Origin of the sequence: Stenotrophomonas sp. Y6, assembly GCF_022436665.1 — a bacterium.
GTDB lineage: Bacteria > Pseudomonadota > Gammaproteobacteria > Xanthomonadales > Xanthomonadaceae > Stenotrophomonas > Stenotrophomonas acidaminiphila_A.
Genome location: NZ_JAKUKB010000006.1, coordinates 230,819 through 241,868, shown reverse-complemented (window position 1 = coordinate 241,868; position 11,050 = coordinate 230,819). Strand labels below are relative to the sequence as shown.

Sequence of the window (11,050 nt, the reverse complement as noted above, 5' to 3'; positions counted from 1 at the left end):
CGTGATGAATACGAAGCGACGCGCGCTGGTGACCGGTGGCAGCGGCGACCTGGGCGGGGCGATCTGCCGGCGCCTGGCCGCGGCCGGCGCGCATGTGATCGTGCATGCCAACGGCAACCTGGCGCGCGCGCAGGCGGTGGCCGCGGAGATCGCGGCCGCCGGCGGCAGCGCGCAGCCGGTGGCATTCGACGTGGCCGACGGCGAGGCCACCGCGGCGGCGCTGGAAGGCCTGCTGGCCGACGGCCCGATCCAGATCGTGGTCAACAACGCCGGGGTGCACGACGACGCGCCGATGGCCGGCATGGACGCGGCGCGCTGGCGGCGGGTGATCGACGTGTCGCTGCATGGCTTCTTCCACGTCACCCAGCCGCTGCTGCTGCCGATGGCGCGCACTCGCTGGGGTCGCATCGTCAGCGTCTCGTCGGTGGCGGCGGTGCTCGGCAACCGCGGCCAGACCAACTACGCCGCGGCCAAGGCGGCGCTGCACGGGGCCTCGAAGTCGCTGGCGCGGGAAATGGCCAGCCGCGGCATCAGCGTCAACGTCGTCGCCCCCGGGGTGATCGAAGGGCGGATGGCCGGCGATGCGTTTCCGCCGGAGCTGATCCGGCAGACCGTACCGGCCGCGCGCGCGGGCCGCCCGGAGGAAGTGGCGGCACTGGTGGCGTTCCTGTGCAGCGACGACGCCGGTTACGTCAACGGCCAGGTGATCGGCATCAACGGCGGCATGGGCTGAGCCGCGCGCAGGTGCAGCCGCTGGACCGGCTTCACCGCGGCTGCGCTTGCCCGCCCGCGCCGTCGTCGATCAGTGGCGGGTTGGCGCGGATGCGGCGGTGGACCCTGCGCACGTCGCCATGGCGCAGCGCCAGCCGCACGATGTGCACGGTGATCCGGGTCAGGTCGCGCAGCGGGCGGAAGTGGCTGGGGCGGAAGCACTCGTCGCGGTCGGCGCTGCGGTAGCGCGATTCGATCGGCACCGACACGCAGCGCGTGCCGAGCTGCCGCGCCGCCGAGATCAGCACCTGCGCCTCGAACACGAAATCCTCGCCGGGAATGTCGCGCATGGCGATCACCGCGGCCGGGTAGAAACGCTGGCCGCTCTGGCTGTCGGCCACCTGGTAGTGCGTACCCCAGGCCACGCCCCAGTCGCCGAACTCGTTGGCCAGGCGCCGCAGCAGCGGCTGCGAGGCGCGCTTGCGCAGCCGCGCGCCGATGACGATGCAGCCGGGGTGGCGGTTGGCGCAGGCCAGCAGCCGCGGCAGGTCGGCGGCCGCGTGCTGGCCGTCGCCGTCCATGGTCAGCACCCCGCGCAGGCCGCGCCGCACGGCTTCGGCGAAGCCGCTGCGCAGCGCCTGGCCCTTGCCGCTGCGCCGCGCATGGCGCAGCACGGTGACCGGCAGGTCGGCGATGCAGTCCACGGTCCCGTCGTCGGAGCCGTCGTCGACCACGATCACGTGCGGGCAGAACGCAAGCGCGCCGCTCACGACCTCGCGGATGCGCAGCGCTTCGTTCAGGGCGGGGATCACCACCGCCACGTCATCCGGGCCCAGCATGCGTTGCTCAGCCATGGCCGATCCCGACCTGCAGCCATTGTTCCGGCCCGGCCGGCAGCAGCACCTGGGGGCGCTCCAGCGCCAGCGCTTCGAGCAGCGGCAGCGCCGGCTGCATCGCGTTGCCGGCCAGCAGCCGGGTCAACGGCCCGGGCGCGTCGGCACTGCCGTCGCCGCTGCCGGTGGCCATCGCCACGCGCAGCGTCGGCAGCCCGGCGCAGGGGCTGTTCGACAGCACCAGGGCGACGCCCAGCAGGCCCTCGCTGGGGGCCATTTCGCCGAGCGGGCCACAGGCCGGGCCGTCGTAGGCGACCAGCAGCACCGCCTCGCTGCCGGCGGCCAGCTGCGCCATCGCTTCGATCAGGCCCTGCGCGAAACTGCCGCGGCCGGCGCTGATCGCGGTGGCCGGTACATGCGCGCCGGTGCCGATCGTCCAGTAGCCGGCGGCGGCGTTGTGCACCGAGTTGTGGAAGCGGGTGGGCGACACCGCGCGCGGGTCGCTGGCCAGCGTGGTGCACATGTAGTCGCTGATCGACATTTCGCCATGGGTGGACGCGAACACCGACGGCAGCGTCGCTGCCTCGCGCCCGGCCGCCTCGCAGGCGGCGAGCGCGGCTTCCAGCGCCACCGCCACCGTGGCCGGCGCGCGGCGGCGCTCGTTGGCGGCCAGCAGCAGCGGGGCCGGGCGCGCCGGCACCTGCGCTGGATGCACGCCGCCCCGCGCCCAGGCGCACGCCGCGTCCCAGTCGGGCAGCCCGCTGCCCCAGAATCCGATGCCTTCGACGACCGCCTCGCGCATGCCCCTCATCCCACCTTACTGAATACCAGCGAGCAGTTGTTGCCGCCGAAGCCGAAAGAGTTGTTCATCGCGTGGCGGATATCCGCCCGCGCATTGTCGAACCGGATCTGCGGTCCGCAGGCCGGGTCGGGAACCGTGCTGTTGAGCGTGCCCGGCAGCAGCCCGTCGGACAAGGCCAGCAGCGCGAACACCGACTCGACGATGCCGGCCGCGCCCAGGGTGTGGCCGGTCCAGCCCTTGGTCGAGCTGGCATGCAGCGACGGTGGGAACAGCGCCGCCACCGCGGCGGCCTCGATGCCGTCGTTGGCCGGGGTCGAGGTGCCGTGCAGGTTGAGGTAGCCCAGCTGCGCGGGCTCGAGCCCGGCGCTGTGCAGCGCCTGGCGCATCGCCAGGCGCGCGCCCAGCCCCTGCGGATGCGGCGCCGACATGTGGTGGGCGTCGCTGGATTCGCCGTAGCCGCCCAGCTGCAGCGCGGTCTCCGGGCCGGCGTCGGCGCGTTCCAGCACCGCATAGCCGCCGGCCTCGCCCAGCGACAGCCCGCTGCGGCGCGCGTCGAACGGCTGGCAGGGCGCCGTGGCGACCAGCTGCAGCGAATGGAAACCGAACAGCACGCTGCCGCACAGGGTATCGACGCCGCCGACCAGGGCGGCATCGGCGAAGCCGGCATGGATCAGCCGCGCGGCCTGCGCGAACACCTTGGCGCTCGACGAACAGGCGGTGGCCACGGTCACGCACGGGCCGCCGAGCCCGGTGGCGGCGCGGACGAAATCGCCGAGCGCGTGCGGGGTGTGGATGCGCGGGCGCTGCAGCTCCGGCGGGAAATGCGCCACGCCCGCTTCATCGGTGTGCAGCCGCGCATATGCCGCTTCGGTGGCGCCGATGGCCGAGGTGGAGGTGCCCATCACCACCGCCACGCGGTGCGCGCCGTGGCGGGCGACAACCGCGGCCACCGCGTCGAGCAGGCCGTCCTGCTGCAGCGCCAGCCATGCCAGCGCGTTGTTGCGGCAGTCGAAGCCGGCCAGCGCCGGCGGCAGCGTCACGTCCTCCACGCCGTCGACGCGGCCGATCCAGCAGTCCAGCGGGTCGTTGCCGAAGTCGTTGCGGCGCAGGCCGCTGCGACCGTGCGCCAGCGCCTGGCGCTGCGTATCCAGTCCCGCGCCCAGCGCGGTGGTGGCGCTGTGCGCGAGGATGTTCAGCGGGAGCAGGCGCGGTGGCATTGCGGCGGTCACGCGGTCTTCCGGACATGGGGCGGGGCGCGAGTATATCGGGGTGCCCGTCCACCGTACGGCGTCCCGGCAGGGTGATGGCGTGCGCATTTCTTGATGAAAATGAATGAAGCTCCGGCAAAGCCGCGGACGGCTGCGTACGGCAATGCCTTTCACCGGCGTCGGGTTTCCGACACAATCTCCTGCATTCCCAAGCAGGGCAACGCCCGCGGGCATGCAAGCCTACGTCTACAAAAGCCAACGCAAGCCGGACACCTACGTCTACCTTGCCAAGCGCGACGACTTCGACGCGATCCCGGCCACGCTCGGCGCCACCCTGGCACCGTTCGCGTTCGTGCTGGAAGTCGCGCTGACCCCGGAACGGCGGCTGGCCCAGGCCGACGCCGCGCTCGTGCGCGCCAACCTGGTCACGCACGGCTTCCACCTGCAGTTGCCGCCGCAGCCCCTGGCGCCGGTGAAGATCGCCCGCATCGACGGCCGCGATGACTGACGCCCGCCGCAGCCGTGCCCTCGGCGCGCTGGCGCTCGGCGGGTTGCTCGCGCTCGCCACCGCGTTCGGTGGCCTGCCGGCCGCCGTGTGCGGCCTGCTGGCGCAGCCGGCGTTCGCGCTGGCGGTGTCGTGGTGGCGGCGCACGCGCGCCACCGCGCCGCTGGCCGCGCTGCCGCGGCACGACCTGCCGGGGCTGCTTGTGGTCTGGGCCGCGGGCACCGGGCTGCTGGCGCTGCTGGTGTCCTGGCCATTGGCGGCGCTGCACGACAGCGGCAGCCTGCAGGCGGTGCTGGCACTGTGCGTGGCGCTGAGCATCGCGGTGGCGGCGCTGTGGCGCACCTGGCCGCTGTGGCAGGCGCTGGAGCGCGAAGGCGGCACCCTGCGCGCGCAGGCCCAGGCGTTGTCCGCGCGCGCCATGGATTCGTGGCACGGCATCGGCGCGGCGCTGCTGCTGTGCCTGCTGTGCGCGGCGGTGGTGGCGCCGGCCTGGCCGGGTCTGCTCGGCGACGGCCTGCGCTGGCCGCTGGCCATCGCCACCGTGCTCCTTTCGCCGTTGCTGCACGCTGCGCTGCAGGCGTTGCCCGCGGCGCCAGCGGCCGCGCCGGCGATGGCGACGCCGGCGTTCGATCCGTTCGCCGAGGCCCTGGCCGAACCGGCGCCGCTGGAGCCGATGGCGCAGCACGAATGGGTGCCGCAGCTGTACGAGGCCGCGCGCGCCGGGCGGGTGGACCGCGCCCTGCAGCTGCTCGACGCCGGCGCCGATCCGCATGCGCCGCCGCCGGCCGATTCGCGCGACCAGCGCAGCCTGGTGGTGCTGGCCGCGGTGCTGCCCGACCTGCGCCTGCTGCGCGCGCTGATCGGCCGCGGCGTGGACGTGAACCTGGCCCATCGCGGCATGACCCCGCTGCTGGCGGCCACCCGCGACAGCTGGCACGGGCGTCCCGAGGCGGTGATGACCCTGCTGGCCAACGGCGCCGATCCGCGCGCCACCGACGCCGACGGCAACACTCCGCTGCACCATGCCGCGCGCAGTTCCGACCCCGGCGTGGCCGCACTGCTGCGCGATGCCGCGGCCGAGATCGACGCGCTCAACCACGACGGCCACAGTCCGCTGGCGGTGGCCTGCCAGGCCGGCAACTGGCGGCTGGCGCGGTTCCTGCTCGAGCGCGGCGCCAAGGTGGAGCCCGCCGACGGCGTGCCGGTCCTCATTCCCGCCGCGGCCACCGAAGACGACGATGCCGCCGGCGTGCAGCTGCTGCTCAAGCACAAGGCACGGCTGGACGCGCGCGACCGCCGCCGCCGCAGCGCCCTGCACGAGGCCGCCGCGGCCGGCCATGGCGACATCGTCGATGCGCTGCTCGCGGCCGGCGCCAATGTCGAACCGCGCGATGCCGCCGGCCGCACGCCGTGGCTGGACGCTGCCGCGCATGGCCATGCCGGCGTGCTCGAGCGCCTGCTCGCGCACAAGCCCGATGTCACCGCGGTCGATGGCGAGGGCTGCAACGCGGTGCTGCTGGCCTGCCGCGCGGAGAACGTGACCGCGGCGCTGGTGCGGCGCCTGCTGGACCTGGGCATCGCCGCCGATGCGGTCGCCGCCGACGGCCGCCGCGCCATCGACCACGCGGCCGCGGCCGGGCGCTGGAGCATCGTCTCGCTGCTGGACCCGGCCTATCCGCTGCCCGCCGCGGTCAGCGACGCGCTGGCCGGCACCGACGCCGGCGATGGCGCCGCCGCGGCGCCGCCGCTCAACGACCGCCCGCCGCTGACCCTGCTGCGCGAGGCGCTGGCCTTCGGCAACACCGAGGGCATGGCGCCGCTGGCGCGGCTGTGTTCGGCGCGCGAGCTGGGCACCCTGCTGCACGCCGTGGAACTGGCGCTGCAGCCGCGCGTGGTCGACTGGCTGCTGGCCCACGGTGCCGATGCCGAAGTGCTCGACGCCTGCGGCGACACGCCGATGTTCGCGTTGCTGGCGCGCGGGGTGGATGCCATCCCGACGCTGCAGGTGCTGCTGCGGCACGGCGTTTCGCCCGCCGGGCGCGGTGGGCTGGGGCGCCTGTTGGCCGCCTGCGTGCAGCACGACCAGGGCTCGCGCGGTACCGAACAGTTCGTACTGGAGCTGCTGGAGCGCGGCGCCGATCCGTTCGGCGGCTCGCCTGCCGGCGATCCGCCGCTGGCGCTGGCGGTACGCCTGGGCTGGTTGAAGGTGCAGCACTGGCTGCTGGTGCACGGGGCGGACCGCGAAGCGCGCGACAGCCACGGCATGACCGCGTTGCACCTGGCCACCGCGCTGGCACGCGAGGCGTCGCTGAAGCAGCTGGTGATGCAGGGCGCCTCGCCGGACGCGCGCGCCGCAGACGGGCAGACGCCGCTCGGCGTGGCTCTGTCCAGCGGTCGCCGCGACCTGGCCGACTGGCTGGACTGGCGCGGCTGGCCGCTGCCGCTGCGGCCGCTGCGCGAAGCCGACGTGCCGGCCGCGGCGATGGCCGGCGATGCCGACGCCGTGCGCCGGCTGATCGAACTGGGCCTGCCGGTGGATGCGGTCGATGCGCAGGGCTGCACCGGCCTGCTGCGCGCGGCCGGTGGCGGCCACGTCGCCACCGTGGACCTGCTGCTGGCGCGCGGCGCCGATCCGCAGCATGCGGCCGCCAGCGGCGCCACGCCGCTGTCGGCGGCGGTGAGCATGCGCCAGGCGGCCATCGTCACCGCCCTGCTCGACGCTGGCGCGCGCATCGACCACCGCCTGCCGGGCGGCGTCACCGTGCTGATGCTGGCTGCCGCGCTCGGCTTGCCCGACATCGCCGCCAAACTGCTGACCGCAGGCGCCGACGTGCACGCCGGCGACGACCAGCAGCTGGCGCCGCTGCACTGCGCCGCGCTCTACGGGTTCACCGCGCGCGACCGCACCCGGCTGCTGGCGCTGCTCGACACCCTGCTGCTGGCCGGCGCCGAGCCGGACCAGGCTTCGGCCGGTACGGTCACCCCGCTGCTGCTGCTGCTGGGCGCGCGCGCCGAGCCGGGCACCGCCTGCGACGAGCAGGTGGTGCTGGCCGCGGTCGAGCGCCTGCTCGATGAAGAAGTGGCGCTGGACGTGCGCGATCCGCGCGGCTTCGGCCCGCTGCACCTGGCCGCGCTGCATGGCCTGCCGTTGCTGGTGCAGCGCCTGCTGCGCGCCGGCGCCGACCCCGACCTGCGCGACGCGCTGGGCCGCAGCCCGCGCGAGATCGCGGTCATGCGCGGCTTCATCGACGTCGCCGGCGAGTTCGAGCCGGCGGTGCCGGGGGTGTCGTCGATGGCCCGGTTCCTGCGCGACCGCGGCTGAGCGCGGCCCGCCCGCGACCCTGGCGGCCGCCGCTGTCGCAGGCCGCCGCGCCGCGGTTTCAGTCGCCGCTGCCGCGGCGCGCGGGCCTCATTCGCGGTTCGTCGCCGGCCGCTCCGCCGTCCCGTCGTCCTCGCCGTCGCCGGCATCGGCCTCGAACAGCTGCATCAGGTCGGCGCGCGCATCGCGCGAGGTCTGCATCACCGCCGCCTCGTCGTCGTAGACCAGGTGCTGGGCCTTGAGCAGCTTCTCGTCATGCTCGCGGAAACGGCGCACGTGCTCGCGCGCGGTGTTCTCGGCGATGCCCAGCGCGGTGAGCACCCGTTCGCTGATCTCCAGGCTCGACCCGAACACTTCGCGGAACGGCTCGGCCGACATGTCCATCAGCTTCCAGGCGTGCTGGCGGTTGCGCGCGCGCGCCAGCACCTTGGCCTGCGGGTACAGCCGCCGCACCAGGCGCACCGCGCGCAGGTTGGTGTCGGGATCGTCCATGGCCATCACGAACACCCGGATCTGGTCGCCGCCGGCCGCGCGCAGCAGGTCGGGCCGGGTGGGATCGCCGTAATACAGATGGTTGCCGAAGCGGCGCAGGTCTTCCACCGTACCCGGATCGGCTTCCAGCGCGACGAACGGGATGCGCTGCGCGGTGAGCAGCCGCGCGACGATCTGGCCGAAGCGGCCCATGCCCGCGATCAGCACCTGCGGGTGCTGCGCCTGGGCCTCGTTCAGGTTGTCCGGCGCGCGTTCCGGGCCCCGGTTCGGGGCGCGCGGCCGCACCAGTTGCTTGAGCCCGATCATCAGCAGCGGGGTCAGCGCCATCGACAGGCTGACGATGGCGACCAGGCGGTCATGGTTGATGCGCCCCAGCAGGTTGACGCGCTCGGCCTCGTTGAACACGACGAAGGCGAACTCGCCGCCCAGCCACAGCACGCTGCCCAGCATCAGCGCGCTGCGCAGCGGCATCCGCGCGGCCAGGCCGATCAGCACCAGCAGCCCGAATTTCACCGCCAGCAGCACGCCGACGCCGATCGCGATCACGGTCGGCTCGGCGGCGATCCGCGCCAGGTCGATGCTCATGCCCACGGCGATGAAGAACAGCCCCAGCAACAGGCCCTTGAACGGCTCGATCTGCGACTCGATCTCGTGGCGGAACTCGGAGTCGGCCAGCAGCACGCCGGCCAGGAACGCGCCCAGGCTCGGGCTCAGCCCGGCCTTCTGCATCAGCCATGCGGTGCCCAGCACCACCAGCAGCGCGCTGGCGGTGAACACCTCGGGCATGCGCGTGCGCGCGACCATGCCGAACAGGTGGCGCAGCACCGGCCGGCCCAGCAGGATCACCACGGCCAGCGCGCCGACCGCGGTGGCCACGTTCTGCCAGGTCAGGGTCTCGTTGCGGATCCCGCCCAGCAGCGGAATCGCCGCCAGCAGCGGGATCGCGACCAGGTCCTGGAACAGCAGGATGGCGAAGCCCAGCCGCCCGTAGTCGGTGTTCAGGGCCTTGTGCTCGGACAGCAGCTGCAGGCCGATCGCGGTGGAGGACAGCGCCAGCGCGGTGCCGATCACCAGCGCGCTCTTCCACTGGAAGTGGTACAGCAGCAACAGCCCGCCGAGCACCCCGGCGGTGACCAGCACCTGCAGCGCGCCGCCGCCGAACACCGTGCGCCGCATCACCATCAGCCGCGACGGCGAAAGCTCCAGCCCGATCACGAACAGCAGCATCACCACGCCGATCTCGGCGGCGTTGAGGATGCGGTCGGCGTCGTGCACGAACGCCAGCACGTGCGGGCCCAGCACCACGCCGGCGGCCAGATAGCCCAGCACCGCGCCCAGCCCGAAGCGCTTGAACACCGGCACGGCGATCACCGCCGCCAACAGCAGCACCAGGGCCAGTTCCAGACCGCCGCCATGCATCGGGATCACGCTCGGAGAATAGAGAAGGGGAAAGGCGGAGCGGCGGCCGGGGCGGGCGCATGCCGATGCCTGTACGAAAGAGTACCGCGCGCCCGCGGCCTTGGAAAATTTCACGGCACGCCGCTTGACCGCGCCGCGCGCCGGTCGCAGACTCGCGCAGCCGCCGGCCCCTGCCGTCGCGGCGACCCTTCGGAGTCCCACCCATGCCCAGCGACAGTACAAGTCGATCTCGTCCGACGTCGGTGACGGCCAACGCCTGAGTGGGTGTTTCGCCGCTGCCGGCGTTGCGCCCGCAACCCAGCAGCCGACCCGGTCGGCAAGGCGAAACACGATGAACCAGAAGCAACTCCTGCGTCCGGCAGCGGACGCCAGCGCCCTGGGCGCACCCCTGGCCGGGTTCAACACCGCCGACGCGGTGGTCTATCTCAACCAGCTCGAACAGGCCGAAGCCGGCGCGGTGCTGGCGGCATTGCCGTTGCCGCGCGCGGTCAAGCTGCTGGAAGCGCCGGAGCTGCAGCATGCCGGCGAGCTGGTCGCGGCGATGCCGCCGGCCCGGGCCGCCGCGCTGCTGGGGCTGATGGCCGACGACCGCGCCACCGACATCGTCCATGAGCTGGACGAGGACGAGCGCGCGCGGCTGATCCCGCTGCTCGACCCGGCCGCGCGCCGCTCGATCCAGCTGCTGCTCAGCTACCCGCCCAACACCGCCGGCGCACTGATGACCACCGAGTTCGTCAGCGTCCCCGCCGACTGGACCGTGGCGCGCACGCTGCAGCACATCCGCGAGGTCGAGCGCAGCCGCGAGACGGTCTACGCGATCTACGTGCTCGACCCGCGCACCGCGCAGCTGCTGCAGGTGGTGACCATGCGCCGGCTGATCACCGGCGCGCCGTCGGACTCGATCCTCGACGTGGCCCAGGTCAACCCGCCGGTGAGCGTCGGCCCGGAGCTGGACCAGGAGGAAGTGGCGCAGCTGATCCGCCGCCACGACCTGCTGGCGATCCCGGTGGTGGACGCGCAGCGGCGCATGCTGGGCATCGTCACCGTGGACGACATCCTCGACGCGCTGATCGACGAATCCACCGAGGACGTGCACAAGTTCGGTGGCGTCGAGGCGCTGGACCGGCCGTACATGCAGATCGGGTTCTTCGACATGATCCGCAAGCGCGCCGGCTGGCTGAGCGTGTTGTTCCTGGGCGAAATGCTCACCGCCAGCGCCATGCAGCACTACGAGGACGAACTGGCGCGCGCGGTGGTGCTGACCCTGTTCATCCCGCTGATCATGAGTTCGGGCGGCAACTCGGGTTCGCAGGCGACCTCGCTGCTGATCCGCTCGCTGGCGCTGCATGAACTGCGCCTGCGCGACTGGTGGAAGGTGGCGCTGCGCGAACTGCCGACCGGCGCGGTGCTGGGCGGCATCCTCGGCCTGCTGGCCATCGCCCGCATCAGCATCTGGCAACTGACCGGCCTGCACGACTACGGCGCGCACTGGAAGCTGCTGGCGCTGACCATCGGCGCGGCGCTGGTGGGCATCGTCACCTTCGGCTCGCTGTCCGGGTCGATGCTGCCGTTCGTGCTCAAGCGGCTGGGCTTCGACCCGGCCAGTGCGTCGGCGCCGTTCGTGGCCACCCTGGTCGACGTCACCGGGCTGGTCATCTACTTCAGCATCGCGGCGATGATCCTCGGCGGAACGCTGCTGTAGCGGGCAAGGGCCGGTTGGCACGCACGCGGCACGTGGCCGGCGTCGGCGCCGCCGGCGCT

At 73.4% G+C, this 11,050-nt stretch carries 8 protein-coding genes; 4 read left to right on the top strand and 4 right to left on the bottom strand.

Annotation, left to right across the window (positions count from 1 at the left end; genetic code table 11):
• Nucleotides 1–4 precede the first annotated feature (4 nt).
• Nucleotides 5–733: a 3-oxoacyl-ACP reductase FabG gene (gene fabG, locus MKP15_RS09430; protein ID WP_240212539.1), complete on the top strand. Its 729-nt coding sequence runs from the start codon at nt 5–7 to the stop codon at nt 731–733.
• A gap of 31 nt (nt 734–764) precedes the next feature.
• On the opposite strand, the gene MKP15_RS09425 is transcribed toward fabG, so the two are convergent.
• From MKP15_RS09425 to MKP15_RS09415, 3 genes are read right to left on the bottom strand one after another with little or no spacing between them, the layout of a single operon-like run.
• Nucleotides 765–1,565, bottom strand: coding sequence for a glycosyltransferase family 2 protein (locus MKP15_RS09425; protein WP_240212538.1), 801 nt, complete (start codon nt 1,563–1,565; stop codon nt 765–767).
• The gene (locus tag MKP15_RS09420; protein WP_240212537.1) at nt 1,558–2,346 is read right to left on the bottom strand and encodes a beta-ketoacyl synthase chain length factor; all 789 of its coding nucleotides are present in this window, start codon (nt 2,344–2,346) and stop codon (nt 1,558–1,560) included. Before MKP15_RS09420 ends, MKP15_RS09425 begins: the two co-directional genes overlap by 8 nt.
• A 5-nt stretch (nt 2,347–2,351) precedes the next feature.
• On the bottom strand, nt 2,352–3,551 hold the full coding sequence (locus tag MKP15_RS09415) for a beta-ketoacyl-[acyl-carrier-protein] synthase family protein (RefSeq protein WP_240212560.1): 1,200 nt from the start codon (nt 3,549–3,551) through the stop codon (nt 2,352–2,354).
• 235 nt (nt 3,552–3,786) lie between these two features.
• Here MKP15_RS09415 and MKP15_RS09410 point away from each other — a divergent pair, with 235 nt between their 5' ends.
• Together MKP15_RS09410 and MKP15_RS09405 are read left to right on the top strand one after the other, a co-directional pair.
• On the top strand, nt 3,787–4,062 hold the full coding sequence (locus MKP15_RS09410) for a YcgL domain-containing protein (protein ID WP_240212536.1): 276 nt from the start codon (nt 3,787–3,789) through the stop codon (nt 4,060–4,062).
• The gene (locus tag MKP15_RS09405) at nt 4,055–7,381 is read left to right on the top strand and encodes an ankyrin repeat domain-containing protein (protein WP_240212535.1); all 3,327 of its coding nucleotides are present in this window, start codon (nt 4,055–4,057) and stop codon (nt 7,379–7,381) included. Before MKP15_RS09410 ends, MKP15_RS09405 begins: the two co-directional genes overlap by 8 nt.
• Before the next feature lie 87 nt (nt 7,382–7,468).
• On the opposite strand, the gene MKP15_RS09400 is transcribed toward MKP15_RS09405, so the two are convergent.
• Nucleotides 7,469–9,289: a monovalent cation:proton antiporter-2 (CPA2) family protein gene (locus MKP15_RS09400; protein WP_240212559.1), complete on the bottom strand. Its 1,821-nt coding sequence runs from the start codon at nt 9,287–9,289 to the stop codon at nt 7,469–7,471.
• 331 nt (nt 9,290–9,620) lie between these two features.
• Here MKP15_RS09400 and mgtE point away from each other — a divergent pair, with 331 nt between their 5' ends.
• On the top strand, nt 9,621–10,991 hold the full coding sequence (mgtE, locus tag MKP15_RS09395; RefSeq protein WP_104939913.1) for a magnesium transporter: 1,371 nt from the start codon (nt 9,621–9,623) through the stop codon (nt 10,989–10,991).
• Nucleotides 10,992–11,050: the final 59 nt, after the last annotated feature.

Coding starts and splice junctions, on each gene's coding strand:
- fabG (WP_240212539.1), top strand. CDS start 5: ATGAATACGAAGCGACGCGCGCTGGTGACCGGTGGCAGCGGCGACCTG.
- MKP15_RS09425 (WP_240212538.1), bottom strand. CDS start 1,565: ATGGCTGAGCAACGCATGCTGGGCCCGGATGACGTGGCGGTGGTGATC.
- MKP15_RS09420 (WP_240212537.1), bottom strand. CDS start 2,346: ATGCGCGAGGCGGTCGTCGAAGGCATCGGATTCTGGGGCAGCGGGCTG.
- MKP15_RS09410 (WP_240212536.1), top strand. CDS start 3,787: ATGCAAGCCTACGTCTACAAAAGCCAACGCAAGCCGGACACCTACGTC.
- MKP15_RS09405 (WP_240212535.1), top strand. CDS start 4,055: ATGACTGACGCCCGCCGCAGCCGTGCCCTCGGCGCGCTGGCGCTCGGC.
- MKP15_RS09400 (WP_240212559.1), bottom strand. CDS start 9,289: ATGCATGGCGGCGGTCTGGAACTGGCCCTGGTGCTGCTGTTGGCGGCG.
- mgtE (WP_104939913.1), top strand. CDS start 9,621: ATGAACCAGAAGCAACTCCTGCGTCCGGCAGCGGACGCCAGCGCCCTG.